At 38.7% G+C, this 26,678-nt stretch carries 24 protein-coding genes and 1 pseudogene; 18 read left to right on the forward strand and 7 right to left on the reverse strand.

Features of this window, described 5'->3' with window-relative positions; genetic code table 11:
- Window positions 1–28: 28 nt before the first annotated feature.
- The gene (locus tag lgb_RS02380; protein WP_019293090.1) at window positions 29–853 is read right to left on the reverse strand and encodes a Cof-type HAD-IIB family hydrolase; all 825 of its coding nucleotides are present in this window, start codon (window positions 851–853) and stop codon (window positions 29–31) included.
- 363 nt (window positions 854–1,216) lie between these two features.
- Between lgb_RS02380 and lgb_RS02385 the strand changes: the two genes are divergently transcribed.
- From lgb_RS02385 to lgb_RS02420, 8 genes are all read left to right on the forward strand, one after another.
- A complete protein-coding gene (locus lgb_RS02385) occupies window positions 1,217–2,638 on the forward strand; it encodes an NCS2 family permease (protein ID WP_019293089.1) in 1,422 nt (473 codons plus the stop codon).
- Window positions 2,639–2,715: 77 nt separating this feature from the next.
- Window positions 2,716–3,816 carry a YdcF family protein gene (locus tag lgb_RS02390; protein ID WP_019293088.1) on the forward strand — a complete coding sequence of 367 codons (1,101 nt, stop codon included), beginning with the start codon at window positions 2,716–2,718 and terminating at the stop codon, window positions 3,814–3,816.
- 75 nt (window positions 3,817–3,891) lie between these two features.
- Window positions 3,892–4,896, forward strand: coding sequence for a competence protein CoiA (locus lgb_RS02395; protein ID WP_019293087.1), 1,005 nt, complete (start codon window positions 3,892–3,894; stop codon window positions 4,894–4,896).
- Window positions 4,880–6,685 (forward strand): oligoendopeptidase F, encoded by a 1,806-nt coding sequence (gene pepF, locus lgb_RS02400; protein WP_064305291.1) that lies wholly within the window; start codon window positions 4,880–4,882, stop codon window positions 6,683–6,685. The genes lgb_RS02395 and pepF overlap by 17 nt, the downstream gene beginning before the upstream one ends.
- Complete coding sequence (locus lgb_RS02405) at window positions 6,685–7,368, forward strand: O-methyltransferase (RefSeq protein ID WP_019292044.1); 684 nt, start codon at window positions 6,685–6,687, stop codon at window positions 7,366–7,368. Before pepF ends, lgb_RS02405 begins: the two co-directional genes overlap by 1 nt.
- A 97-nt stretch (window positions 7,369–7,465) precedes the next feature.
- Entirely contained in the window at window positions 7,466–8,374 is a 909-nt protein-coding gene (locus tag lgb_RS02410) for a peptidyl-prolyl cis-trans isomerase (protein ID WP_019293085.1), read from the forward strand.
- A gap of 249 nt (window positions 8,375–8,623) precedes the next feature.
- Window positions 8,624–11,242, forward strand: a complete 2,619-nt coding sequence (gene alaS, locus lgb_RS02415) for an alanine--tRNA ligase (protein ID WP_019293084.1) — start codon at window positions 8,624–8,626, stop codon at window positions 11,240–11,242.
- A 339-nt stretch (window positions 11,243–11,581) separates the two neighbouring features.
- Window positions 11,582–12,373 (forward strand): MurR/RpiR family transcriptional regulator, encoded by a 792-nt coding sequence (locus lgb_RS02420; RefSeq protein WP_019293083.1) that lies wholly within the window; start codon window positions 11,582–11,584, stop codon window positions 12,371–12,373.
- Window positions 12,374–12,390: 17 nt separating this feature from the next.
- Here lgb_RS02420 and lgb_RS02425 read toward each other — a convergent pair.
- Window positions 12,391–12,666: pseudogene (locus lgb_RS02425) on the reverse strand (aquaporin); the annotation flags it as partial.
- Window positions 12,667–12,756: 90 nt separating this feature from the next.
- The gene (locus lgb_RS02430; RefSeq protein ID WP_019293081.1) at window positions 12,757–13,314 is read right to left on the reverse strand and encodes a histidine phosphatase family protein; all 558 of its coding nucleotides are present in this window, start codon (window positions 13,312–13,314) and stop codon (window positions 12,757–12,759) included.
- 303 nt (window positions 13,315–13,617) lie between these two features.
- On the opposite strand from lgb_RS02430, the gene lgb_RS02435 reads away from it, so the two are divergent.
- The 9 genes from lgb_RS02435 (at window position 13,618) to phoU (ending at window position 21,872) form a co-directional block, all read left to right on the forward strand.
- A complete protein-coding gene (locus tag lgb_RS02435) occupies window positions 13,618–15,051 on the forward strand; it encodes a 6-phospho-beta-glucosidase (protein ID WP_019292038.1) in 1,434 nt (477 codons plus the stop codon).
- Window positions 15,052–15,118: 67 nt separating this feature from the next.
- A complete protein-coding gene (gene smpB, locus lgb_RS02440; RefSeq protein ID WP_019292037.1) occupies window positions 15,119–15,586 on the forward strand; it encodes an SsrA-binding protein SmpB in 468 nt (155 codons plus the stop codon).
- Window positions 15,587–15,766: 180 nt separating this feature from the next.
- Window positions 15,767–16,660 carry a PstS family phosphate ABC transporter substrate-binding protein gene (locus tag lgb_RS02445; protein WP_019292036.1) on the forward strand — a complete coding sequence of 298 codons (894 nt, stop codon included), beginning with the start codon at window positions 15,767–15,769 and terminating at the stop codon, window positions 16,658–16,660.
- 229 nt (window positions 16,661–16,889) lie between these two features.
- Window positions 16,890–17,741, forward strand: coding sequence for a phosphate ABC transporter substrate-binding protein (locus lgb_RS02450; RefSeq protein ID WP_019293080.1), 852 nt, complete (start codon window positions 16,890–16,892; stop codon window positions 17,739–17,741).
- 14 nt (window positions 17,742–17,755) lie between these two features.
- The gene (pstC, locus tag lgb_RS02455; RefSeq protein ID WP_004258934.1) at window positions 17,756–18,679 is read left to right on the forward strand and encodes a phosphate ABC transporter permease subunit PstC; all 924 of its coding nucleotides are present in this window, start codon (window positions 17,756–17,758) and stop codon (window positions 18,677–18,679) included.
- The gene (gene pstA, locus lgb_RS02460) at window positions 18,679–19,566 is read left to right on the forward strand and encodes a phosphate ABC transporter permease PstA (RefSeq protein WP_014024391.1); all 888 of its coding nucleotides are present in this window, start codon (window positions 18,679–18,681) and stop codon (window positions 19,564–19,566) included. Before pstC ends, pstA begins: the two co-directional genes overlap by 1 nt.
- An 18-nt stretch (window positions 19,567–19,584) precedes the next feature.
- On the forward strand, window positions 19,585–20,388 hold the full coding sequence (gene pstB, locus lgb_RS02465) for a phosphate ABC transporter ATP-binding protein PstB (protein ID WP_014024392.1): 804 nt from the start codon (window positions 19,585–19,587) through the stop codon (window positions 20,386–20,388).
- Window positions 20,389–20,401: 13 nt separating this feature from the next.
- Window positions 20,402–21,163, forward strand: coding sequence for a phosphate ABC transporter ATP-binding protein PstB (gene pstB, locus lgb_RS02470; protein ID WP_004258923.1), 762 nt, complete (start codon window positions 20,402–20,404; stop codon window positions 21,161–21,163).
- Window positions 21,164–21,218: 55 nt separating this feature from the next.
- Window positions 21,219–21,872 carry a phosphate signaling complex protein PhoU gene (phoU, locus tag lgb_RS02475; RefSeq protein WP_003134981.1) on the forward strand — a complete coding sequence of 218 codons (654 nt, stop codon included), beginning with the start codon at window positions 21,219–21,221 and terminating at the stop codon, window positions 21,870–21,872.
- A 30-nt stretch (window positions 21,873–21,902) separates the two neighbouring features.
- Here phoU and serS read toward each other — a convergent pair whose 3' ends face one another.
- Complete coding sequence (serS, locus tag lgb_RS02480; protein ID WP_019293079.1) at window positions 21,903–23,174, reverse strand: serine--tRNA ligase; 1,272 nt, start codon at window positions 23,172–23,174, stop codon at window positions 21,903–21,905.
- A gap of 341 nt (window positions 23,175–23,515) precedes the next feature.
- Between serS and lgb_RS02485 the strand changes: the two genes are divergently transcribed.
- Window positions 23,516–24,193: a YitT family protein gene (locus lgb_RS02485; protein WP_019293078.1), complete on the forward strand. Its 678-nt coding sequence runs from the start codon at window positions 23,516–23,518 to the stop codon at window positions 24,191–24,193.
- A gap of 70 nt (window positions 24,194–24,263) precedes the next feature.
- Here lgb_RS02485 and lgb_RS02490 read toward each other — a convergent pair whose 3' ends face one another.
- From lgb_RS02490 to lgb_RS02500, 3 genes are all read right to left on the reverse strand, one after another.
- Window positions 24,264–24,644: a DUF956 family protein gene (locus lgb_RS02490; protein WP_004258908.1), complete on the reverse strand. Its 381-nt coding sequence runs from the start codon at window positions 24,642–24,644 to the stop codon at window positions 24,264–24,266.
- 105 nt (window positions 24,645–24,749) lie between these two features.
- Window positions 24,750–25,847, reverse strand: coding sequence for a PTS system mannose/fructose/sorbose family transporter subunit IID (locus lgb_RS02495; RefSeq protein WP_017368922.1), 1,098 nt, complete (start codon window positions 25,845–25,847; stop codon window positions 24,750–24,752).
- 22 nt (window positions 25,848–25,869) lie between these two features.
- Window positions 25,870–26,673, reverse strand: coding sequence for a mannose/fructose/sorbose family PTS transporter subunit IIC (locus tag lgb_RS02500; protein WP_003134975.1), 804 nt, complete (start codon window positions 26,671–26,673; stop codon window positions 25,870–25,872).
- Window positions 26,674–26,678: the final 5 nt, after the last annotated feature.

Consider the following 26,678-nt stretch of genomic DNA (forward strand, 5'->3'; position numbering starts at 1 on the left):
TTTTATTTTTTGGGGGTTAGATAAGCAACTACTTCAAAAAGAGTTCTTCTAATTTATGGGCAACCCCGTCCTCATCATTTGTCCACGGAAGAATTTCAGTGGCATGTGGTGTGAGGCGAGTGGAGGCATTTTTCATAGCATAGGCTTCCTCAGCAAATTTAAACATTTCGATGTCGTTATGCTCGTCACCAAATGCTATAAGGTTTTCTTTTGGAATTTCGAGAACACGGAGAAGATGCTTGAGACCAGAAGCTTTGCTGACACCTTTGGGGACAATTTCTAAAACGCCATTAGGACCGCCCCAGCCACTTACACTGATTTTTCCGTTATAATGATCTTGGATTTGCTTGGCCAGACGAAATTTATCTTTTACTCGTGTAGAAAGGAGTACTGCATGCGGATTGTCATCGAGACGATCTGCGCGCAAACGATTGTAGGGATGGAACTGTTCGACACCAAAAAGTTTAGGGGTTACGTTCCTGAAGTTATTAAGGAAAAATTTACGGCGATATTCAACCGCAAAAAATTCTAAATCAAAGTTTTGTTGATGGCGTAAAAAGTCAAAGACGAATGAACGATCAATATAATGACCTTTGGTGTACTCCCAATTACGATTGTCTGGCTTGGAAATCAAAGCACCATTGAAGTTGATCATCGGACTTTTAAGTTCGAGTTCGCGATAAATATCAACAGCCATACGGAAAGGACGACCCGTGGAGATGCAGATGATGTGGCCTTGCTCCTCAATACGTTTAAAAATATATTTTGTATAGCGACTGATTGTACGCCCGTCGCTATGAAGCGTTGTGCCGTCAAGATCAATGGCAATCAATTTTCTATCTTTGTTTTCCATACTTAATCCTTTAAAATATTTCTTATTTTTTATTATACCAGAAAAGCAGTAAAGCTGCTTTTGGTCTAGGTTACTTTTTAAAAAATAAGATGTGGAGTGTTCATTATTAAGTAATCTACAAGACACTATGAAAAATAAAATTTATGTTTTTGACAACAATTATTAAAATGGACGAACTTTTATAAATATTTATAAGTCTTTAGTTCGGTATTTACGAACATATACGGACTTGTTTTTTTAAATGACTCGAAATTCCTTGTTTCAAACTTAAAATTTATTTATACTGAACATGTATCATTTTATGACGTGTGTCACGAAAAACGAATGTGGCATGCAACTTTTTATTAAAAGGAGAATTTATTCGTGAACAAGTTCTTTAAACTTGAAGAAAACGGCACTACTATGGGCCGTGAAATTATGGCAGGTATTACTACCTTCTTTGCTATGAGCTACATCTTGTTTGTCAATCCTGATGTTTTAGGATCAACAGGGATGCCCGTTCAGGCAGTTTTCTTAGCTACTATCTTAGCTTCAATTGTGGGTTCGGTAGCTATTGGTTTAATCGCCAATGTTCCTTATGCCCTTGCACCAGGTATGGGAATTAACGCCTTCTTTGCTTATACTGTTGTTCTTTCATTAGGCTACACTTGGCAAGAAGCTTTAGCAATGGTCTTCATTTGTGGTATTGTCAATATTATTATTACATTTACTTCAATTCGTAAAGCAATTGTTTTAGGAATTCCTGAGAGCTTACAACACGCTATTGGTGGTGGTATCGGTATTTTCATCGCTTATATTGGTATTAAAAACGCTGGTATTCTTGAATTTATTGCATCACCAGGTACTTATACGGATAACCACGGCACTATCACTGCAGATTCAACAATTGTTCCTGGCTTAGTTAAATTTGATGATCCTGGTGTTCTTGTTGCTTTAGTTGGTATTTTAGTAACAATGTTCTTTGTTCTCCGTAAATGGAAAGCAGGGATTCTCTTGTCAATCGCAGTAACGACTGTACTTGCACTTTTAACAGGTGTTACAAAAGTTGATATGTCTACACTTTTTGCAGACAACAATCTCGGGACAGCAATCAAAGAGATGGGAACAACTTTTGGTGCTGCTTTTGGTCCTAAAGGTTTTGGTAGTTTATTTTCTGATTCATCTCGAATTATTGAAGTTTTGATGACAATTTTGGCCTTCTCGTTAACCTCAATCTTTGATCCGATTGGTACGTTCATTGGTACAGGTCGTAGCACAGGAATCTTTACAGATCAAGATTTTGTGGATATGGCAAATAGCAAAGGTTTCTCATCTAAAATGGACAAAGCACTCTTTGCTGACATGATTGCTACACCAATTGGTGCGATTTTCGGAACTTCAAATACAACTGTTTATGTAGAATCAGCAGCTGGTATTGGAGCAGGCGGACGTACAGGATTGACTTCGATTGTCGTTGCTGTGATGTTTGCGATCTCAAGTCTTTTCTTACCATTACTTGCCATTGTTCCAACGCAAGCAACGGCTCCAATTTTGATCATTGTAGGTATGATGATGTTGTCATCATTCAAGGAAATCAACTGGTCTGAATTGAGTGAAGCTATTCCAGCCTTCTTTGCTTCAGTATTTATGGGTCTTGGCTACTCCATCTCATATGGTATTGCTGCTGGCTTTATCACTTATATCTTCTCAAAACTCTTTACAGGTAAGATTAAAGAAGTAAAACCAATTATTTGGGTTGTGGCAATCGCATTTGCATTAAACTTTGCAGTACTTGCTATTCTCTAAAAAACACCACTATAATTTGTACACTATCATGAGAGAAATCCGCTTTTATCAGCGGATTTTTATGTTAAAATAAAGACATGGAGACACCACTTATTATTGCATTTTCGGTGATTAGTTTTTTAGCTTTAATCCCGACCGTCATTTTTTACACAAAGTCGCATCGTTTGAAGGATATGAGAACTTTACGTTTAGGACGACTTACTATTGGTTTTTTAGCCAGTCTTTTTGTACTGTTTAACGGTATTATGGGGATTCTTTTTTCGGCTAATTATAATTCACATTCCAATATCATTTTAGCCATAATTATTATTGAGCTTGCCCTCTTTTTGATTCCTACTTTTATGATTAGTTTTGTCGTACCTGTGGGGATTGTGGTTTTAACGATTAAAATGTGGCGCCGTGAATCACATAGTTTAGCGAATTTGATTTTGCCGGCCATTATGTTTGTCTTTTTTCTAGTCGATTGGCTCTATATTCGCGTTTCTACTTTATCTGAAGGTTGGCTTTGGCTACAGCTCTTGAGCTACGTTTATCCTGTGTTGGCCTTTTATCTTGTCTGGCAATTCACGGTTTTCTTTTTTGCTAGCTGGACATATGGACGTCGTTTCCGTAAAAAGTCTTCAAAATATCACGTGGTTCTAGGCTCTGGACTGATTAATGGCCAGTTTGTTAGCCCCCTTTTAGCTAACCGTATCCGTGCAGGAATAAAGGCTGCAAATGATAAAACTATAATGGTTTTCTCTGGGGGACAAGGTAGTGATGAACAACTTGCGGAAGCACTAGCGATGCAAAAATACGCTGTCGAAGAACTGGGATTTCCCAAAGAACGAACCTTGGTTGAAGATCAATCAAAAACAACTTTTGAAAATTTAAAATTTTCATCTCAGTTGATTGAAAAAAATGAACAGAAAGCCAATGAAGAATTTCTCTTTTTCTCTTCAGACTATCACGTTTTCCGAGCGGCTCTCTTTGCTGCTCAACAAGGATTAAATGCGCAAGGAGGGATTGGAGGAAAAACACCTTTGTACTTCCGTCTTCCAGCATTTATTCGTGAGTTTATCGCAGTGATGAACAGTCAAAGACGTAAACATATTTTTTGGGTTGGCTTAATCACAGGTGTATTCATAGCATTTGCTCTTTTTATTCTTTTTATGGATCACTTTGTACTTAACCGTTAAGATATAAAGACTCGGATTTTCCGAGTTTTTTTGTTTGCCTTGTGACTTTTAGAGCTATTCTTCGTACTATTTGATATGTTAATAGCTTTGGATAAAGACGGAAAAACAATTAATCTCCTTGACAATTCTTCAATTAGTGGCCCTTTTTATTGCCCAGCCTGTAAGTCGCCCCTTCGTTTAAAAAAAGGGAAGATAAAAATTCCTCACTTTGCTCACATATCCGTAAAAAATTGTGACTCTTGGAGCGAAAATGAATCTGCACAACACTTGGGCTTAAAACTCAGTTTGTATCAATGGTTTAAGAAAAAAGAGAAAGTTGAGTTGGAAAAGTATGTGCCAGAAATTAAGCAAACGGCTGATTTGTTAGTAAATGATAAACTTGCTATTGAAATACAGTGTTCGCCGCTTTCTTTGCAACGTTTAGAAGAGAGAACGGTAAGTTACAAAGAAAAAGGATATTATGTCCTTTGGCTTCAAGGAAGGGACTTATGGCTTAAGAATAACCTATCATCTTTGCAGAAAAATTTGCTCTATTATTCAGCAGTGAGAGGTTTTTATTTTTGGGAATTAGACTGGAACAGAAAAAAACTACGGTTGAAATCATTGGTTTATCAAGATTTGAAAGGACGACCGATTTATCTTACTGAAGAGTTTGACTTCTTTCAAGAGAATCTCTTAGAGCTCTTACGCCAACCCTTTCGAGAAGGAGAAGATCTTAGTTTAGATGCTCCAAAACAGGAAGAGTTACAGTTGTTTGTTCAGAAACAACTGTATTATCAAGTGCCAAAATGGCTTAAAATGCAAGAAAAATATTATGAACAAGGAAAAAATTTGCTAGACCTCAATTGGAATAAGAGCTACTGGAGTCCTCCAGGCTTAAACTTATTGACCTTTGACTTTTCCGATGATACGCCAGAAAGCTTTTTTCAAGTAGATACTCCCTTGGAAAAATATTATCACAGCTTCTATGAAAGTTTTCAGTTACAAGAACACGAAAAACTGCATACACCAAGCTTCTATGCTATAATTAAAGATAAAAATAAAGTGAAAAACGGAGAATGGAATGGCAAAAAAACGTGATGAAATAGCTGAAAACTTAACTTGGGATTTGTCAACTGTGTTTGAAAACGATGCCGCCTGGGAACTAGAACTTAAAAGAGTTTCGGAAAGATTAGGGACGGTAAAGCACTACGAAGGACATCTTCTAGATAGCGCTCAAAGCTTATTAGAAATCACGGAAATTGAGCTGGAAATCTCGCGTGCTGTGGAGAAGGTTTATGTCTATGCCTCAATGAAACATGACCAAGATACGCAAGTGAGTCGTTACCAAGAATACGAAGCCAAAGCCACAAATTTATATGCCAAGCTTGGAGAAACCTTTGCTTTTTACGAGCCGGAATTCTTAGCTTTAACGCCAGAACGTTATGCAAGCTTTAGAAGAGAAGAACCCAAACTGGAGCAATATTCTCATATGTTTGACCGCCTTTTTGCTAAAAAGGAGCATATCTTAAGTCCAAAAGAGGAAAAACTCTTAGCCAGTGCTAGTGAGATTTTTGGTGCAGCCGCCGAAACTTTCGAAATTTTTGACAATGCTGATATTGAGCTTCCGATGATTAAAGATGAAAAAGGGCAGGAAGTACAGCTAACACACGGTAATTATATCTCGCTCATGGAAAGTAAGGAACGTCAGGTGCGAAAGGCAGCTTGTAAAGCCCTTTATAGCAACTATGAACAGTATCAGCACACTTATGCTAAAACGCTACAAACAAATGTAAAAGTCCATAATTTTAAGGCGAAGATGCGTGGCTACCATTCAGCCCGTCAAGCAGCTTTATCAAGTAATTTTATTCCGGAAGAAGTTTACGATAAGCTTTTGGAGTCGGTTAATAAATATTTGCATCTTTTACATCGTTATATTAAATTGCGTGAGCAAATTTTAGGGTTAGAGAACGATTTAAAGATGTATGATGTCTATACACCCTTATCGGACTTGGATTATAAGTTTAACTACTCCGAGGCAGTGGAGAAATCAGAAGAAGTTCTTCAAATTTTTGGACCTGAATATGCTAACCATGTTAAAAAAGCCTTTGAAGAGCGGTGGATTGATGTAGCTGAAAATAGCGGTAAACGTTCGGGTGCTTATTCAGGGGGATGCTATGATACAAATGCTTTCATGCTGTTAAACTGGCAAGAAACTTTGGATGATTTGTTCACCTTAGTACATGAAATGGGCCACAGTATGCATTCCACATTTACACGAGAAAATCAACCTTATGTTTATGGGGACTATCCAATCTTTCTTGCAGAAATTGCTTCAACAACCAATGAGAATATCTTGACTGAAAGTTTACTTGCGGAGTCGACAGATGAAAAAGTGCGGTTTGCTATTTTAAACCACTGGCTTGATGGTTTCCGTGGCACTGTTTTCCGTCAAAGCCAATTTGCTGAATTTGAACATGAGATTCATAAAGCTGATCAAGAAGGAAAAGTTCTGACTAGCGAATTCATGAACCAGCTTTATGCGGGGCTGAATGAAAAATACTACGGTTTAGCTGCTCAGGAAAATCCTGAAATTCAATATGAGTGGGCTCGCATTCCGCACTTCTATTATAATTTTTATGTCTTCCAATACGCAACAGGATTTGCCGCAGCAACTTATCTTGCTGAGGCTATCGTTAATGGTGGCCCAGATGCGCGTGAAAAATACCTCACTTATCTCAAAGCAGGATCAAGTGATTATCCGCTGGCTGTGATTGCTCAAGCAGGTGTGGATATGGAAGAAACAACATATTTAGAATCAGCATTTGCTGTTTTTGAAAAACGTTTAATTGAGCTAGAAAAATTAGTCGAAAAAGGAGCCCATTTATAATGGTTTTAACATACAAGAGAACAAGTAATCCGATGATGAATCGTCCCGTAGTCAAGGAGGAAATTGTTGACTTCATGCGCGAGCGTCAAACGCAAATTACTGGTCCACTAAAGAATGTTGAGACCTTTGCTCATGAGAACAATATCCCGATTATACCTCATGAAACAGTAGTGTATTTCCAAATGCTTTTGGATTTAATGAAGCCCCAAAGAGTTTTGGAGATAGGAACTGCTATTGGTTTTTCTGCACTTATGATGGCAGAAGCAGCACCAGATGCTGAAATAATTACTATCGATCGTAACCCAGAAATGATTGCCTTGGCTAAGGAAAATCTAGCTACCTATGATTCAAGAAAACAGATCACTCTCTTAGAAGGTGATGCTGCCGATCTTTTGGCAGATTTACAAGGGGAATTTGATTTTATCTTCATGGATTCAGCGAAATCAAAATATGTAGAATTTCTGCCTCGTGCCATGGAGTTGCTTTCGGAAAATGGTGTGATTATCATGGATGATATTTTCCAAGGCGGAGAAATACTTATTCCAATTATGGAAATTAAACGGACGCAGCGTGCACTTGAACGTGGGCTTCGTCGTCTCTTTGATGAAGTTTTAGACAACCCTAAATACCGCGCAAGTATGGTTCCTTTAGGAGATGGAATATTAATGATTAAGAAAGTTTGACATTGTAAATCAGTTTAGGTTTATTTAATGTTTTGTGTTATAATATTGTTACAAGAAACAAATGTATCAAGGGAATATACCCAACAAGGAGAAAACTTTGAAATTTAAAAAATTGAACATCTTACTCGCAACAGCTGTTGCGGCTTTAGGACTTGTCACACTTTCAGCTTGTGGAAATAATAACTCAACTGGAGCTAATATTATCACAATGAAGGGTGACACAATCAATGTAGGGGATTTCTACAGTGAAGCAAAAACTTTTCCAAATATGCCTGCCACATCTCTTTTACAAAATTTGACAATGTCAAAAATGTTTGAAAAAGACTTTGGCGATAAGGTTTCAGATAAAGATGTTCAAGCGAAGTTTGACGATACTAAAAAACAAATGGGTGAACAGTTTGCTGCAGCTTTGCAACAACAAGGATTTACTGAAAAGAGTTATAAATCTTACGTTCGTCTTCAACTCTTACAAGAATATGCCATTGAGAAAAAAATCTCAGATACACAATTTACAGATGCTAACTTGAAGGCAGCTTGGGCAGATTTCCATCCAGAAGTTGAAGCGATTGTTGTTCCAGAAACAACTAAAGATGCAGCAACTAAGGCAGTAAAATCTGCGAAATCAGATGCAGCTAAGTTTGAGAAAGACAATGCAAGTAACAAGCAAAAATTTGATTCAACAAGTACTACAATTCCAAAAGAAGTTCAAACTGCAGCCTTCAAATTGAAAAATGGTGAAGTTTCTGATGTTATCGAATCAGCAAATGCCTCAACTGGTGCAACAAGCTACTATGTTGTGAAAATGATTAAAACTTCAGATAAAGGTTCAGACATGAACAAGTATAAAGATAAACTTAAAGATGTAATCAAGGCAGAAAAAATGGCAGATACAACTTATGTTGCTGGTGTGATTGGTGAATACCTTAAAGCACATAATGTCACTGTGAAAGAAGAAGCCTTCTCAACAATCTTCTCACAATTTACATCAAGTTCATCATCTAAATAAATGAATGAAATGACTTTACAGAGAGTCGACATGTGGTGAAAGTCGATAAGTCAACGTGCTGAAAACCTCAAGGTTTTCAAATAGCAGGGAAACTGCTTTACCAAGCAAAAAGAGACGATGGATTCATCGTGAATGAGGGTGGTACCGCGTGAGTGACGCCCCTCGTTTACGATGAATTTTTTGTTTTTATATTGTGTTTTTATTCACAAATCGAAAGTAAATGAAAAATATTTTATTAGGAGAATAGCTATGAAAAAAATGACTTCAACAGAAGTACGTCAAATGTTCCTTGATTTCTTCAAATCAAAAGGGCATTCTATCGAACCTTCACAATCTTTAGTACCAGTGAACGACCCAACTTTACTCTGGATCAACTCTGGTGTTGCGACATTGAAACAATATTTTGACGGTTCAGTTGTGCCAGAAAATCCACGTATTACAAATGCGCAAAAATCGATTCGTACAAATGATATCGAGAACGTAGGTAAAACAGCGCGTCACCATACAATGTTTGAAATGCTTGGAAATTTCTCAATTGGTGATTATTTCCGTGAAGAAGCTCTAGCTTATGCGTGGGAGATGCTTACAAGTAGTGAATATTTTGATTTTCCAGCAGAAAAACTTTACATTACTTACTACCCTGATGATAAAGATACATTTAACCGTTGGGTGGAGCTCGGTGTTGATGCAAGTCATTTAGTTCCAATCGAAGACAACTTCTGGGAAATTGGTGCAGGACCTTCAGGACCAGATACAGAAATTTTCTTTGATCGTGGTGAAGCTTACGATCCTGAAAACATTGGTTTGAAACTCTTGGCTGAAGATATCGAGAACGACCGTTACATCGAGATCTACAATATCGTTTTGTCACAATTTAATGCTGATCCAGCTATTCCACGTAGCGAATATAAAGAGTTGCCACAGAAAAATATTGATACGGGAATGGGACTTGAACGTATGGTTTGTATCATCCAAGGTGGTAAAACAAACTTTGATACGGATCTTTTCCTCCCTATCATTCGTGAAATTGAACGTATTTCTGGTAAAACTTACAATCCAGATGGCGACAACATGAGTTTTAAAGTTATTGCGGATCATATCCGTGCACTTAGCTTTGCTATCGGTGACGGTGCTTTGCCAGGAAATGAAGGACGTGGCTATGTTCTTCGCCGTCTTCTTCGTCGTGCTGTTATGCACGGTAAAAAATTAGGCATTGAAGGTAAATTCTTGGCTCAATTTGTTCCCGTTGTTGGTAAAATCATGGAGTCATACTACCCAGAAGTCCTTGAAAAACAAGATTTTATCATGCAAATTATTGACCGTGAAGAAGAAGCTTTTGGCCGTACAATTGATGGTGGAAGCAAACTCTTAGATGAATTGCTTGCCAAACTTAAAGAAGAAGGCAAGACAATGCTTGAAGGACAAGATATCTTCCGTCTTTATGATACTTATGGTTTCCCAGTAGAGTTGACTGAAGAATTAGCTGAAGATGCAGGCTTCAAGATTGACCATGAAGGTTTCAAAGCAGCGATGAAAGAACAACAAGATCGTGCACGTGCTGCTGTCATTAAAGGTGGTTCAATGGGCGCACAAAACGAAACTCTTCAATCCATCAAAGAAGAATCTGAATTCCTTTATGATGTTGAAAAATATGATGGCAAACTTCTTGTGGCAGTTAAAGATGATGAAAAAGTGGATACCGTCAGCGGTGAAGCGCAACTTATTTTCGATAAAACACCATTCTACGCAGAAATGGGTGGACAAGTTTCTGACCACGGTGTAATCAAAAATGCTGCAGGCAAAGTTGTTGCAGAAGTTAAGGATGTTCAACATGCACCAAATGGTCAAAATCTTCATATGGTTGACATTCTCTCTACTCTTGTAGTCGGTGAAACTTACACACTTGAAATTGATGCAGAACGCCGTCATGGTATCATTAAAAACCACACAGCAACTCACTTGCTCCATGCAGCATTGCACAATATTGTAGGTGAACATGCACTTCAAGCAGGATCACTTAACGAAGTAGAGTTCCTTCGCTTTGACTTTACACACTTTGCTCCTGTAAGCAAGGAAGAATTGGCTGATATCGAACGTCAAGTTAACGAAGTGATTTGGCAATCATTAGCTGTGGAAACGGTAGAAACTGATATTGAAACTGCTAAAGAAATGGGTGCAATGGCTCTCTTTGGCGAAAAATATGGTAAAAATGTCCGTGTCGTTAAAATTGGTGATTACTCTGTCGAACTTTGTGGTGGTACACATACAGCAACAACAAGTGAAATTGGTCTCTTCAAGATTATCAAAGAAGAAGGTATCGGATCAGGCGTTCGCCGTATTGTTGCCGTAACAGGCCAAAAAGCTTATGAAGCATTTAAAGATGCTGAAAATACGCTCAATGAAGTCGCAGCAGTTGTGAAAGCACCACAAGCTGCTCAAGTTGTGTCGAAAGTAACAGCTATGCAAGAAGAGCTTAAAGCGGCTCAAAAAGAAAATGATGCATTAGCAGGTAAATTAGCTGCAAGTCAATCTGATGAAGTCTTTAAAAATGTTCTTAAAGCAGCAGGTACAAGTTATATTGCTAGTGAAGTTGCAGTACCAGATGTAAATGGTCTACGTAATCTTGCAGACATCTGGAAACAAAAAGAGTTGTCCGATGTTCTTGTCCTTGTTGCGAAGATTGGTGAAAAAGTGAGCCTGTTAGTGGCAAGTAAAACAGCTGATGTTAAAGCTGGAAACTTGATTAAAGAGCTTGCACCTTACATTGACGGCCGTGGAGGGGGTAAACCTGATATGGCTATGGCTGGTGGATCGAAAGCCGCTGGAATTCCAGAACTTATCGAAAATGTAGGTTCAAAACTTTCTTAATAATAAAATAAAAAAACTTTTAGTGGCTGATTAAGTCTAACTGGAAGTTTTTTTATATAGAGGTACATCTCAATATTACTATTTCGAAGAAATAAAAAAATGTAATGTGAAAAAGTGATCTGTATAGGAACTTTTTGATAAATTTAGTTTCCATTTTTCATTATCATCATGTTCTATTACATGAATGAGATGTTTTAAACATCCCGTCTAAATGCCTGATTATAAGGAGAAACGAGCTGTATTTATAGTTGATAGTTTTTATTTGCTCCTGTATTTTGTAATAAAAAATGTGCTATACTGGATGCAAGAGTAAGGAATACGGTAGAGGGAGAGAAAAAGATGCTTGAAGATAATAAGCTTAATGCGCTCAATGATTTGGAAAGTAAAATTTTTGAGGAAGTTGTTAAAGCACCAGAAATTATCATGAACATGACCATTCGTGAATTTGCTTCGACTGTCCATGCTTCGCCTACGACAATTGTACGTATGACACATAAGTTAGGTTTTTCAGGCTGGAATGAACTCAAGACTTATTTGCAAAAACAAAAACACCAAATTTCGCTGAAAGCAGAAGATCCAAAGTATGATAATCTTCTTGCCTTCGAGCTCTTTACTAAACGTTTATTGAGTCCTGAATATACTGCCCTTATTGATGAGGCTGCAAAGCTCCTAGAAGAAACCGAGTATACGGTTTTTATGGGTGTTGGAACTTCAGGTGCTTTAGCGGATTATGGCACAAAATATTTTAATAATGCCGGATTACCTGCTTTTGAAGTCATTGATCCTTATCAACCACTAATGACAAATAATGCCAAAACAATGACAGTTGTAGCGCTCTCTATTTCTGGGAAGACCAACTTTATTATTGCTCAGATTGTTGCCTATAAAAGAGATGGCGTTAAGGTTATTGCAATCACTAATGAAGTAAATAACACAATGGCTAATATGGCCGATATTTCTATCCCCTATAATGTGGCACATGAGGGTTCAAAGGTACACGCATTGGGGAATTTAACGACACAACTTCCTGTGATGGCTATTTTAGAACAATTAGCGCATAAGACACAGGAAATACGCCAAAATAAGAAAAATAAACTGATCGATGACACATTTAAAAGCAACTTTGTTTAAAGTTGCTTTTTATTTGTTTAATAAATCAGTTGCTTGAATAATAAAGCGGCCAGAACAGCGCCAACAAGAGGTGCAATTGCCGGAATCCAAGCATATGCCCAATCAGAAGTCCCCTTATGTTTAAGTGGTAAGAGTGTATGCACAAGACGAGGACCTAAATCTCGTGCAGGATTAACTGCAAAACCTGTTGTTGAACCTAAAGATAAGCCTAAAGACATGATAATAACGGCGATAAAACCAGTACTTACTCCTGAAGGAAGTTCGCTTTGTCCCACAGCTAATACAGCCAGAACAAGAAGTGCTGTCCCCTATCATTTTTATATCCTTAAAATTTTCTAGAAAGTTCAAAAGGCATCGGCTATGCTCGATGAGGAAGATACCTTTTATAACAATGAGATTGATTCGATAAAGGTAAAGATTCCTTCATCATAAGTAAAATGAAGGCAAGCCAAGTTACCGAGTGGCACAGGAGGTTGACTCTCAAAGTTAAAAACTTTCTCCTGGGTAAAAAAATGCATTGCTGCACCGTGAGAAAGGGCGAAAACCTTATCGTGCTTGTTTAAACATTCTGATAAACTTTGGTACATCCGCTCAGAGACCTGATGACTGCTTTCACCACCAAAATTTTTGAAGTATGTCGTTTTATCTATAGGCTCCAAGTAATCACTATGCCCCTCATAGGCTCCAAAATTCATTTCTTTAAGACCTTTCAGGCGGCTATATTCTTGATTGGGAAATAACAATTCTAGAGTGTCAGAAGCCCGCTCTTGTGTGGAAGAGTAGAAGGCATCAAAGCAAAGTCGTTTTGCTCGAAGTCGTTCTCTTGCCTTAAGCGTATCATCGATTCCTTTTGGTGTCAGTGGCGAATCACTCCAACCTTGCGTGCGCCCTTGCACATTAAATAGAGTTTGAGCGTGGCGCATTAAATACAATTCTTTCATTAAGAGCTCTCCAGTTGTTTATTTGTGCATTTATTATACCTTTTTCAAAAAATGGAAGCAAACGCTCTCAGGTACTCTTTCGTATTATTAAGGAATTGGTTGGAACAGCGTGATATGTATATTTAAGAGAAGTTAACAAAATAATATGGGTTGTTTTTTAGCCTTTTGTTTCGAGAAATAGTAACAGACTTTCCGTATTTCCGACAGATTGCTCTGATAATTTTTGCTATAATGAAAATATTGATAACGCATACATTACATTGATGTATCTACAATAATCTAAATTATACAAAGGAGCATATAATGCCATTATCTAAAGATTTTCTCTGGGGCGGTGCAACAGCTGCCAACCAATATGAAGGCGGCTGGGATCAAGGTGGCCGCGGACTTGCCAATGTGGATTTGGCCCCACATGGCTCACGCCGTGAAGCTATTATTTTAGGACTTGAAAAGCATTTGCAGCCAGAAGAAGGACTTTTCTATCCTGGACATGAAGCTATTGATTTTTACAATCACTGGCAAGAAGATATTGCCTTGTTTGCTCAAATGGGATTTAAAACTTTCCGTATGTCTATTGCTTGGTCGCGGATTTTCCCAAAAGGTGATGAAACTCAACCTAACGAAGAAGGATTAATGTTTTATGAAAAGGTCTTTAAAGAGCTACGTAAGTATGATATCGAGCCTTTAGTGACCATTACGCACTTTGATATTCCAATGCACTTGGTAACAGAATATGGGGGCTGGCGTAATCGTAAGCTGGTTGGTTTTTATGAAAACTTAGTCACTGTCCTCTTTACACGCTACAAAGGACTGGTCAAATATTGGCTTACCTTTAATGAAATCAATGTGCTCTTGCACGCTCCGTTTATGGGCGCAGGTGTTTATATTGAAGAAGGAGAGAATCGTGACCAAGTCCTCTTTACTGCGGCACACCATGAACTTGTTGCCTCAGCCTTGGCGACAAAAATTGGCCACCAAATAGATCCGGAAAATAAGATTGGCTGTATGGTAGCTGCTGGAGATTACTATCCTTGGGATTCTAAACCAGAAAATGTTCGTGAAGCGCTCGATAAAAATCGTGAAAACCTATTCTTGATTGATGTACAAGCACGTGGCAAATATCCAAATTATTTCTTGAAACAGCTGGAACGTGAGGGCCTTACTTTGCCTATACTGGAAGGTGATGAGGAACTTCTTGCTCAGAATACTGTTGATTTTGTATCCTTCTCTTACTATTCAAGCCGCGTTGCGAAAGTTCAGGAAGAAGGGGATGAAGAAACATCAGGTAATATCTTCGCCTCAGTTAAAAACCCTTATCTCAAAGCATCTGAATGGGGCTGGCAGATTGATCCTGTGGGGCTACGCACAACCATGAATACACTTTACGATCGCTACCAAAAACCACTTTTCATTGTTGAAAATGGTTTAGGAGCTATAGATAAACCAGATGAAACAGGTTATGTAGCAGATGATTATCGTATCGCTTATATGGCTGAACATATTTCAGAAATGATTAAAGCAGTCGAGTTGGACGGAATCGAGCTTCTGGGCTATACTTCATGGGGCTGTATTGACTTGGTATCTGCTGGAACAGGCGAGATGTCTAAACGTTATGGTTTTATCTATGTTGATCGTGATGACCAGGGAAATGGAACCCTAAAACGTACACCGAAGAAATCATTTGACTGGTATAAAAAAGTGATTGCTTCAAATGGGCAAGATTTAAGCAATAACTAATCGAAAAATTTGAAGCTAAACTTTTGAAAGAAAAGCAACATCCCTACTTTTTTGCTATAATAAAATTATGGTAAAAAATACAGTAGATAAGCCCCTGGCCCAAAATAAAAAGGCCCGGCATGATTATGAAATTTTTGAAACGTTTGAGGCAGGGATTGTTCTAACAGGAACAGAAATCAAATCGGTTCGTCAGGCAAAAATTCAACTTAAAGATGGTTTTGCTCGGGTACGAGATGGTGAAGTTTGGCTTTCAAATGTTCATATTGCACCTTTCGAGCAAGGAAACATCTTTAATGTGGATGAACTTCGCACGCGTAAACTTTTACTTAAGAAAAAAGAAATCGTGAAGATTGAGAAGGAGTTGACAGGAACCGGAATTACTTTTATTCCTTTAAAAGTTTATCTGAAGAATGGTTTTGCCAAGGTTTTAATGGGACTCGCACGAGGAAAAAAACAGTACGACAAGCGTGAAACACTCAAACGTAAAGAGCAAAATCGTGATATTGCTCGTCAAATCAAGGCCTACAATCGCTAAAAAGTAAGAGACAATTGTTTCTTGCTTTTTTTTGTAGCAATAATAAAAAGTAAAACCGTTTACTTAGCGTTTACCTAGTATTTACGAAGCATTTACAATTAGAGGTTGCCAACAGTGTTAAGATAGTATTGTAAGCGAAAGAGCTTACGGAGAACATAGAAAATTATTGGAGAAAATCTCATGAATAAAAAGTTACTTTCTGGAATTATCGCTGGTGCAGCTCTGTTGACGCTTGCAGCTTGTGGAAATGGCAATTCATCGTCTAATAGCAGCTCAGGAAGCTCAACGCCAGCTTCAGGTAAAATCATCGCTGGAGGTTCAACAGCCTTGCAACCTATGGCACAACAAGCTTCAACTGAGTACACAGCTAAAAAACCAGAAGTTCAAATCACTGTACAAGGTGGTGGATCCGGTGTAGGTTTGACTCAGGTCTCAACAGGAACCTTCCAAATCGGCAACTCTGACATCTTTGCAGAAGAAAAATCAGGAATTGATGCTTCTAAATTGAACGACCATAAAGTAGCTGTCGTTGGTTTTGCTCCAATTGTAAATAAAGATATTAACATTGATAATCTCTCAACACAACAACTTAAAGATGTCTTCACAGGTAAAGTGAAGAACTGGAAGGAAGTTGGAGGTCCGGATGAAAAAATCACAGTAATTGGGCGTGCAGCAGGTTCAGGAACACGTGTGAACTTTGATAATTTAGCTCTTGGTGGCGAAAAAGAAGTAGAGGGTCCAACGCAAGATGCCTCAGGTACGGCGGTAACTATGGTCTCTCAAACACCAGGTGCAATCTCCTACGTTGCCTTTTCTTACCTTGATAAGAGTAAAGATATCAAAGCAGTCAGTATTGATAATGTAAAACCAACAGATGAAAATGTTGCAGACAATAGCTACAAAGTTTGGTCATACGAACACATGTATACTAATAAAGAAAAAGAAACAGCAGCCGAAACAGATTTTATCAAATACGTGACTGAAGATACAAAAACAATCAAGGAACTTGGCTATATCCCGGTTTCTGATATGAAAGTTGAACGTGACGCTCAAGGAAAAATCACAAATAAATAAGAAATAAGAGTGAGCAGAGTAAAGCATTAAAATTTTCTTTTCATACCTTTGGTTTTACTTTACAAAAACTTATTCTTTTAGAAAATCCTTGTTCTTAATGATGATGCAAAGAGCAAGAGTACTTGGGCCGTGTCTCAGGTGCTCTCTTTGCCGTTCCATTTACAAACTGTTTACATTGTAAGCGGTAAGCTTTTGCTTATTTATGGTTGATTTATGCTAAAATAAGGATATGAAAAAGAAAATTTTAATGGCTTTATTTGCAGCAATGAGTCTTGTGACTTTAGCGGCATGTGCGCCCAACTCAAATCAAGTCACAGTAGGTGGCTCAACGGCAATGAAACCACTGGTTGAACAAGTTTCCTTGGACTATATGAAGAAATATCCAGAAGATATTATTATGGTTCAAGGTGGAGGCTCAGGTGTTGGACTTGCACAAGTGGTCGCAGGCTCTTTCCAAATTGGTAACTCAGATATCTTTGCAGAGGAAAAATCAGGAATTGATGCTTCTAAAATTACAGGAAATAAGGTTGCAGTTGTCGGTTTTGCACCAATCGTGAATCGAAATTTGGATTTATCAAATGTCACTCAAGATCAACTTATTGATATTTTCACCGGAAAAGTAAAAAACTGGAAAGAAGTTGGCGGTCCAGATCAAGAAATTACGGTTATCGGACGGACGGCAGGTTCAGGAACACGTGTCAATTTTGATAACCTTGCCTTGAATGGTGCGCGGGAAATTGACGGCCCTACTCAAGATGCTTCTGGTTCGGTTGTACAATTGGTTGGTCAAACACCAGGTGCAATTTCTTATGTTTCGTTCCCTTATATCCACAAGCCAGGGATTAAACCACTGAACTTAGATGGGGTTGAACCTACAGATACAAATGTAACAACTAATAAGTGGAAAATTTGGTCTTACGAACATATGTATACCAATAATAAAAATGAGAACTTTGTAGAAAATCGCTTTATCAACTATGTTAAAAATGACAAAGTAACACTGAGAAAACTCGGCTATATCCCTGTAACGGAGATGAAAATTGATCGTGATTATAAAGGTAAAGTTACACCAATTAAATAATTAGTAAGGTAGTTATGGAAAACTCAAAAATTAAAGAAAAATTACTTTCAAGTTCAAAAGATTCACGCTTGGAAAAATTTGGTAGGACATTGACATTCTTGTGTATCGCAATTATCGTTTTTGTCGTTGGACTTATTCTGGTCTTTGTCGCTCAAAAAGGTCTTTCAACTTTCTTTGTGGATGGTGTGAATCCGTTCCGTTTCCTCTTTGGAACACATTGGGAGCCTGGAGCAATCGGCCCTGACGGGAAACCTGCAGTTGGTGCTTTACCAATGTTTGCGGGCTCTTTAATCGTTACTGTGCTTTCAGCTTTGGTGGCAACTCCTTTTGCCATCGGAGCAGGAATCTATATGACAGAAATTTCGCCAAAATATGGTGCGAAAATTTTGCAACCGGTTATTGAACTTTTGGTAGGTATCCCTTCAGTTGTTTATGGATTTATCGGTTTGACTGTTGTTGTACCTATTATCCGTAATACATTTGGTGGAACAGGCCTTGGCTTGCTTGCGGGTGTGTTCGTACTCTTTGTTATGATTTTACCAACAGTTACTTCAATGACTGTCGATGCGCTTAAAGCCATCCCACCTCATTATCGTGAAGCTTCCCTTGGTTTAGGGGCAACACGTTGGCAAACCATTTGGCGTGTCTTACTGCGTGCCGCAGCACCTGGGATTTTAACTGCAGTAATCTTTGGTATGGCGCGTGCCTTTGGTGAAGCCTTGGCCATCCAAATGGTTGTTGGTAATGCCGTAACAATGCCACAAGATTTGGTTTCTCCGGCTTCAACTCTAACTTCAATTTTGACATCAGGTATTCCAAATGCGACACCAGGTATTCAATTGAATGCCCTTTGGTCACTTGGCCTCCTCCTTCTCCTTATGTCATTGGTATTTAATATTGCGATGCGTGCTATCGCTAAGAAAGGGAGCCTTAAATAATGAATGCAAAACGCACAGATAAAATTGCCACTGGCGTGCTCTATGCACTTTCAGGTATCATTGTTGCAATACTCGCTTTTCTCTTGATTTATATTTTAGTTAAAGGTTTACCTTTTGTATCTTGGGAATTCTTAACAACACCTTCAAATCCATTGACTGGCGGCGGTATCGCTATTCAACTTTTTAACTCAGTTTACTTATTAGTTGTGACTTTAATTATCTCAATTCCACTTTCATTGGGTGCGGGAATTTACCTTTCAGAATACGCCAATCAAAAACATTGGTTGACTGGTGCAGTTCGCTCAGCAATTGAGGTATTGTCATCACTTCCTTCAATCGTTGTGGGTCTCTTCGGTATGTTGCTCTTCGTTATTCAGTTTGGCCTTGGTTTCTCTGTCTTATCCGGTGCCCTTGCTCTTACAGTCTTCAACCTACCTTTGATGACACGTAATGTTGAGGAATCACTTCGTGCCATTCCGACAATGCAACGTGAAGGTGGCTTGGCTCTCGGTTTATCAAAATGGGAAACAGCCACTAAAGTCATTTTACCAGCAGCAGTACCGGGGATTTTAACAGGGGTTATCTTATCTTCAGGACGTGTATTCGGTGAAGCGGCAGCTTTGATTTATACTGCGGGTCAAACTAACTTGCCAATCAACTGGGCCAACTGGAATCCTATGTCATTGACAAGCCCATTGTCACTCTTCCGTCCTGCTGAAACATTGGCCGTACATATTTGGGCTTTGAACACTGAAGGAACAATCGCAACAGCAACTCAGATTTCTGCAGGAGCTTCTGCAGTACTTATTATCTTTGTATTGTTGTTCAACCTTGGGGCACGTTTCCTCGGAAATCGCCTCCACAAGAAACTCACATCTGGAAATTAGTAAGGAATATAGAAAAATATGGCAACTTATGATTGGAACGAACGTCACATTTTGACTTTCGACAAAAATATCGCTCTTTCAACAAACGATTTGCGGGTTTTCTATAATGGCACAAAAGAAGCAATTCATGGTGTCTCTATGCAATTTCCTAAAAATCAAGTGACGGCTTTAATTGGCCCTTCAGGTTCTGGTAAATCAACTTATCTCCGCGCTCTTAACCGTATGAATGATACGATTGATGGTGCACGAGTTACAGGTGAAATCATGTATGAAGGTGTCAATATCAGTGACCCTAAAGTCAATGTTTACGAAGTCCGCAAGCAAATCGGTATGGTTTTCCAAAGACCAAATCCTTTCCCAAAATCAATCTATGAAAATATCGCTTTTATCCATCGTCGTGAAGGCATAAAAGATAAGAAAAAATTAGATGAAATCGTGGAAACATCGCTTAAGCAAGCAGCTTTATGGGAGCAAGTCAAGGACAACTTGAACAAGTCAGCCTTGGCCCTTTCTGGTGGTCAAGCACAGCGTTTATGTATTGCACGTGCCCTTTCGGTTAAACCGGAAATTATCTTAATGGATGAGCCAGCTTCAGCTTTGGATCCTATCTCTACAATGCAAATTGAAGAAACAATGACCGAACTTAAGAAAGACTATACGATCATTATCGTTACGCACAACATGCAACAAGCCAGTCGTGTTTCTGACTATACAGCATTCTTCTATTCAGGCGACTTAATTGAATACGATGAGACAAGCAAAATCTTCACACAGCCAAATCTTAAAGCGACAGAAGATTATGTTTCAGGACACTTTGGATAATCGAGAGGACAATATGACAAAAGAAGCAATTTTAACAGTCAGCGACCTTTCGCTGTATTATAGTAAGAAAAAAGCGCTCAATCAAATCAATATGGAATTCTATCCTAATGAGATTACAGCACTTATTGGCCCTTCTGGATGTGGAAAATCAACGCTTTTGCGTTCAATTAACCGCATGAACGATTTAATTCCAACAGTAACAATTACGGGCGCAATTATGTATAAAGGACATAACATCTACAGTCCAAAAGTGGATACCGTAGATCTTCGTAAAGAAATCGGCATGGTTTTTCAACAACCAAATCCTTTTCCATTTTCGATTTATGAAAATGTTGTTTATGGTTTGCGTCTCAAAGGTGTAAAAGACAAAGCTTTGCTCGATGAGGTCGTTGAAAATTCACTTAAGGCTGCAAATATTTGGGATGAAGTAAAAGATATTCTTCATACTTCAGCGCTTGGGTTATCTGGCGGACAACAACAACGTGTGTGTATCGCCCGTGTGCTTGCTGTCAATCCTAAAATCATCTTGCTTGATGAACCAACGTCAGCTCTAGATCCAATTTCGGCAGGGCATGTAGAAGAGACACTTTTAGAACTTAAAGAAGATTATACTTTGGCTATTGTTACGCACAGCATGCAACAGGCTTCACGTATCTCTGATCGTACTGCCTTCATGCTTAATGGTGACTTGGTTGAAATGGACAATACGAAAAAAATCTTCCTTAACCCCGAAAAACAGGAAACAGAAGATTATATTGCTGGTAAGTTTGGATAATATGGTATGATGTAAGGAGCACCTATTGCTCTGAGCTTAGTTAAGAGGAGAAAAAATGTTACGTACACAATTCGAAGAAGAACTCAATAAACTTCACAACCAATTTTATTCAATGGGAACACAAGTATCTGCACAATTGAATAAAGCAGTTCGTGCCTTTGTGAGTCATGATCGTGAGTTGGCAGAAGATGTCATTACAAGTGATGAAATGATTAACCAATTGGAAACAAAATTAGAAACAAAATCACTGGAAATGATTGCTTTACAACAACCAGTGTCAGGAGACTTACGTACGATTATCACAGTGCTTAAAGCCTCAAGTGACTTGGAACGTATGGGCGATCATGTAACTTCAATCGCTAAGGCGGCAATCAACCTTAAAGGTGAAGAGCGTATCCATGAAGTCGAAGAAGACATTTCCCTGTTAGGTGAAAAAGTGAAATCAGTCGTTGATGCTTCCTTGAATGCTTATATTCAAGGTAATGATAAACGTGCGCGTGAAATCGCAGATCAATACCAAACAGTTAAAAATATGAGCGGTGAAATCCAAGAAAAAATCTTGGAAGCGATGAAAGAAAATACAGAAACAATCACGACAGGTAAAGATTACTTGATGACTCTTGTTTTCTTAGAACGTATCACTGGCTATGCGGTCAATCTTTGTGAATGGATTGTTTACTTGAAATCTGGGAATATCGTTGAGTTGTAAAATAAAAAAACTTGCTTTTGCAAGTTTTTTTTATTTAATAACTTCTAAACCACCCATGTATGGACGAAGGACTTCAGGGACAGTTACTGAGCCGTCTTCGTTTTGATAGTTTTCAAGGATTGCAGCAACTGTACGACCAACAGCAAGTCCAGAACCATTTAAAGTGTGAAGCAGGTTAACTTTGCCGTCTTCATCACGATAGCGGATTTGGGCGCGACGTGCTTGGAAATCTTCACAGTTTGAACAACTTGAAATTTCACGGTAAGTATTTTGGGCAGGGATCCAAACTTCCAAGTCATAAGTTTTAGCGGCAGAGAAGCCCATATCGCCTGTAGAAAGTGCGATTACACGATAAGCTAAACCAAGTTTTTGGAGAATGTTTTCGGCATTGACAACCATTTTTTCTAGTTCATCGTAAGATTCCTCAGGGCGAGCAAATTTGACCATTTCAACTTTATGGAATTGATGCAAACGAATCAAGCCACGTGTATCACGGCCAGCTGAACCAGCTTCAGAACGGAATGAAGGAGACATTGCTGTGAAGTAGATTGGGAGTTCAGCATTATCCAAGATTTCACCACGGTAGTAGTTGGTCAAAGGTACTTCAGCAGTAGGAATGAGCACAAAACCACGGTCATCATTTACTTCAAAAGTATCTTCTTTGAATTTTGGATATTGACCTGTACCGAACATAGAATCTTGATTGACCATATAAGGCGTAATCATTTCAGTATAACCTTCTTTAGCATGTTCGTCCAACATAAAGTTATACAAGGCGCGCTCTAAACGCGCACCAGCGCCTTTATAAAAGAGGAAACGAGAACCTGTAACTTTACCGCCACGTTCCCAATCAAGGATACCAAGAGACTCACCTAAGTCCCAATGAGGTTTGGGTTCAAAGCTGAATTCAGGCGTTTGACCATGACGACGAATTTCAACATTATCATCTTCATCAGCACCTACAGGCACATCATCATGTGGCAAGTTGGGAAGCGTTGTTGTGTAAGTGGTCAACTTTTCTTCAATATCAGCAAGTTCAGCATCAATAACTTTAATATCAGCAGAAACTTGTTTCATGGCAGTTATTTTTTCAGATGCATCGCCTTTTTCACGTTTAACCAACGCGATTTCATCAGATACGGCATTACGTTCTTTTTTTAAGTTCTCAGATTGTACGATTAGTTCACGACGGCGTACATCAAGTTCATGGAGTTCTTGCAGTGTTTCTTTTTTAACACCACGTGTTTCCAATTTTGCGGCTACTCCGTCAAAGTCTGCACGGATTTTTTTGATATCAAGCATAAAATCTCCTTTTAATATAAAATAAAAAGCCCTAATTCTCCTGAAAGAAGAATTAGGGCGCTATAAGCACGGTTCCACCTAAATTTCCTATCATAAGGATAGGACTTTAGTTCCCTTATCGCGAGAAACACGTTCCTATTTTCATAGGATAAAATCAAACAAGAAGCAGAATGTTTAAAGAATCTTTACTTGTTTTCACCACCCACAAGCTCTCTTGAAAAAGATAGTCTCAAAACTGACTTCTAATGTCATTCTATCAGAAAATTTAAAACTTTGCAAGCGCCTCATAAATCATTAGTTCTTTAAATTCCTAAATGGTATTATAGAATAAAGGGGGTTCTATGTCGATCATTGGAGTAAAGATAGATAAGCAGTTTATAAAAGATTTAATTGTTCTTATTGTAGGAGTGGGTTTTTATATTTTATCGGTAAGACTTTTTGTTATTCCTAATTACTTAGCAAGTAATGGGATTGCAGGTTTTTCAGTATTTGTTGATTTTGTTTTTGGAATCAACCCAGCACTGACTTTCTTTGTAGTTAATATTCCCTTGTTTCTCTTTGGGTGGAAATTGTTGAGCCGAAGAGAGCTTTTGCTGAGTGTTCCTGGTGCAGCTGCGATGAGTTTATGGATGCTGGCTTATGAGGCGATGGGAATTAACGGTTTTCAATTTAATCAAATTATTTTCGCTGGTATTTCTGACGGTATTTTATCAGGAATAGGTGCAGGACTTGTTGTAGTATCCAACGGGACTTTTGGTGGTTCAATCCTCTTGAGTCGAATTATGGAAGATCGCTGGCAATTTACGATTGACCGTGTCTTGTTTGGGATTGATATCGTCGTTATGGGACTATCTTTAGCGACTTATCTAGCCTTTCCAAACTTTGCTGTCACACTCTTGTCATGTTATATTTTCAGCAAAGTCACACGCTTTATTGGACGAAAGGACTACCGTGACAAGATTTTAGATCGTCTATATTTTAATTTATTTAGACGTGAACGAAATGGAACAGATACTTAATCTAGAAAATCATGGTGCATGTGCAGTATGTTTTTTTTGTAAAAAAATAGCCCCCGATGGAGGCTATTTTTTATTTCTTTTTACGGCGGAAGAGGCTAAAGAATTTATCAAAGAATCCTTTTTGACGGACGACTTTTTCATTTCCAATATATTGTCGGATGTATTTTAAGACAGTTCCAGACTCTTTGGCAGCAAAACGAACTTTTTGCTCATTACGAAAGACGATGATAAACTGACGTCCAATTTTTACTTTTCCGTTTTTGGAAACAGAAACATCACCTTCCACACGTTTAATAGAGGCCCAAGGGAATTGCATGTTCTTTTCAACATTAGTATCATTGAAAAACTCGAAAGCTCGGTCTCCAATCATAATTTTACCATATTCAGCAAAGCCAAGATAAGCAATACCAGCAGTGGTAAAGTCGACTTTAGTATTCAGTGATTGTGCCAATTTAGTGCTCCTAACGATATTATAATATATTTATTATAGCAAAAATAATCTTAATAAAAAATCGCCGCGAGTACACGACGATTTTGTTCTTGTTTTAAAATCTTATTAAGCAAGACCTGCAACGTGAAGTACGATACCAAGAACGAACATACCAATGATGATGAACAATGGTGCATTTTTGTTTTTCCATTTGCGCAAGATCCAAAGCACAAGGAAAGTCAAGAGCAATGCGATAAATCCAGGAATTAATGAATTGAACACGTCTTGAAGTGATTGTGTTTGTTCTGGGCTCAAGCCAAGACCAGATGATACTTGACCTAAGATGTTGTGCAATGTAGAACCGTCAACTGTGTTAAGTTGATCAACAGTTACGTAATGTGCGAAACCGTCTTGACCAGCAACACCGTTACCAACAACGTTACCTGCTTGGTCTAACCAATCAAACTTAGCAACACCGTCGCCTGTAGTACCTGTTTGGGCACCTTGAACAACGACTTTACCTGCTTTGTCGATCCATTCACCAACGTAAGCACCATCTGCCAAAGGTTTAGATGGGAGCATAGCGTTAGGACCAGTGAAGCTGATGTTAACCCAACGTTGGATCAATACACCAAGGATGAACATACCAAGGATAGATGCACCTTTAGTAATTTGTTGAAGCATTCCTCCACCGAGGTCGCTTGTAATTGCAGTACCTTGTTTGTAACCAAACTCTTGTGTATACCACAAGAAAGCGATACGGATTGCATTCCAAACAACGAAGAAGAAGATTGGAGCGATAATAGAACCACCAGTTGCAAGTGAGGCAGCGATGGCACCAACGATAGGACGTACTGTGAACCAGAAGACTGGGTCACCGATACCAGCGAGAGGTCCCATCATACCGACTTTCACACCTTGGATAGCTGCTTCATCGATTTCAACACCGTTAGCGATTTCTTCTTCAAGGGCCAATGTAACACCGACGATAGGTGCGGCTACATATGGGTGAGTATTGAAGAACTCCATGTGGCGTTTCAAAGCTTCTTTAGCTTCTTCAGAACCTGGTTTGTAGAACTGTTTCAATGCAGGGATGATTGAATAGAGGAAACCAAGGTTTTGCATACGTTCGTAGTTCCAAGAACCTTGAAGGAACATTGAACGGAACATAACGCTCAAGCGTGTGTTTTTAGAAAGGCTAAACTTTTTATTTGTATTTTCCATTTTTATAAAATCTCCTTCCTAATTAATAATCGTTGAGAATATCGCCGATTGGGTCACCACTTGAAGAAGCAGTTCCACCGTTACCAGCAGTATTAGAAAGATTGAGGTAGATAAGAGCGATAACAACACCAAGGATACCCATACCAATCAAAGTGATTGAAGAAAGTGGTGCGAGTACAAATCCGAGGAAGAAGAATGGCCATAGCTCTTTAGTTGCCATGAGGTTGATAACCATTGCGTAACCAACAACAACAACCATACCACCACCAACAGCAAGACCTTTAGAAACCCAATCAGGAATTGAGTTCAAGGCAGCAGTTACTGTTTCAGCAGGGATAGCAAGGATGATTGCAGCAGGGATAGCAATACGCAAACCTTGAAGAAGGAGTGCGAACATGTGCCAACCAGCAACACCTGAGTAAGAACCTTTTTCAGCAGCAGCATCAGCTAAGTGAACGATACCAACTGAAAGGAAACGAACCAATGTAGTAAGTACGAGACCAGCAGTTGCCAACAAGATAGCGGCAGGTACGATAACACCAGTGATGTGTGTCAAGTCAAAGTTACCACCTTGAACCATCAAGATAGCAGAAGCGACAGAAGCAAGTGCAGCGTCAGGTGCGACAGCGGCACCAACGTTAGCCCAACCAAGGGCGATCATTTGCAATGAACCACCCAAGATAATCCCTGCAGCCATGTGACCAGTAGCGATACCGATCAATGAGCAGGCGATAATTGGTTGGTGAAATTGCCATTGGTCCAAGATACCTTCAAGTCCAGCTAAGAACGCGAAGATAAGAACTAAAATGATTGAAATAATACTCATTTTAT

Origin of the sequence: Lactococcus petauri, assembly GCF_023499275.1 — a bacterium.
Taxonomy (GTDB): domain Bacteria; phylum Bacillota; class Bacilli; order Lactobacillales; family Streptococcaceae; genus Lactococcus; species Lactococcus petauri.

Coding starts and splice junctions, on each gene's coding strand:
- smpB (WP_019292037.1), top strand. CDS start 15,119: ATGGTAAAAAATACAGTAGATAAGCCCCTGGCCCAAAATAAAAAGGCC.
- pstB (WP_004258923.1), top strand. CDS start 20,402: ATGACAAAAGAAGCAATTTTAACAGTCAGCGACCTTTCGCTGTATTAT.
- lgb_RS02405 (WP_019292044.1), top strand. CDS start 6,685: ATGGTTTTAACATACAAGAGAACAAGTAATCCGATGATGAATCGTCCC.
- lgb_RS02485 (WP_019293078.1), top strand. CDS start 23,516: ATGTCGATCATTGGAGTAAAGATAGATAAGCAGTTTATAAAAGATTTA.
- lgb_RS02450 (WP_019293080.1), top strand. CDS start 16,890: ATGAAAAAGAAAATTTTAATGGCTTTATTTGCAGCAATGAGTCTTGTG.
- lgb_RS02435 (WP_019292038.1), top strand. CDS start 13,618: ATGCCATTATCTAAAGATTTTCTCTGGGGCGGTGCAACAGCTGCCAAC.
- lgb_RS02395 (WP_019293087.1), top strand. CDS start 3,892: ATGTTAATAGCTTTGGATAAAGACGGAAAAACAATTAATCTCCTTGAC.
- pstA (WP_014024391.1), top strand. CDS start 18,679: ATGAATGCAAAACGCACAGATAAAATTGCCACTGGCGTGCTCTATGCA.
- pstC (WP_004258934.1), top strand. CDS start 17,756: ATGGAAAACTCAAAAATTAAAGAAAAATTACTTTCAAGTTCAAAAGAT.
- lgb_RS02430 (WP_019293081.1), bottom strand. CDS start 13,314: ATGAAAGAATTGTATTTAATGCGCCACGCTCAAACTCTATTTAATGTG.
- phoU (WP_003134981.1), top strand. CDS start 21,219: ATGTTACGTACACAATTCGAAGAAGAACTCAATAAACTTCACAACCAA.
- lgb_RS02445 (WP_019292036.1), top strand. CDS start 15,767: ATGAATAAAAAGTTACTTTCTGGAATTATCGCTGGTGCAGCTCTGTTG.
- lgb_RS02380 (WP_019293090.1), bottom strand. CDS start 853: ATGGAAAACAAAGATAGAAAATTGATTGCCATTGATCTTGACGGCACA.
- pstB (WP_014024392.1), top strand. CDS start 19,585: ATGGCAACTTATGATTGGAACGAACGTCACATTTTGACTTTCGACAAA.
- lgb_RS02500 (WP_003134975.1), bottom strand. CDS start 26,673: ATGAGTATTATTTCAATCATTTTAGTTCTTATCTTCGCGTTCTTAGCT.
- lgb_RS02495 (WP_017368922.1), bottom strand. CDS start 25,847: ATGGAAAATACAAATAAAAAGTTTAGCCTTTCTAAAAACACACGCTTG.
- lgb_RS02420 (WP_019293083.1), top strand. CDS start 11,582: ATGCTTGAAGATAATAAGCTTAATGCGCTCAATGATTTGGAAAGTAAA.
- serS (WP_019293079.1), bottom strand. CDS start 23,174: ATGCTTGATATCAAAAAAATCCGTGCAGACTTTGACGGAGTAGCCGCA.
- lgb_RS02390 (WP_019293088.1), top strand. CDS start 2,716: ATGGAGACACCACTTATTATTGCATTTTCGGTGATTAGTTTTTTAGCT.
- pepF (WP_064305291.1), top strand. CDS start 4,880: ATGGCAAAAAAACGTGATGAAATAGCTGAAAACTTAACTTGGGATTTG.
- alaS (WP_019293084.1), top strand. CDS start 8,624: ATGAAAAAAATGACTTCAACAGAAGTACGTCAAATGTTCCTTGATTTC.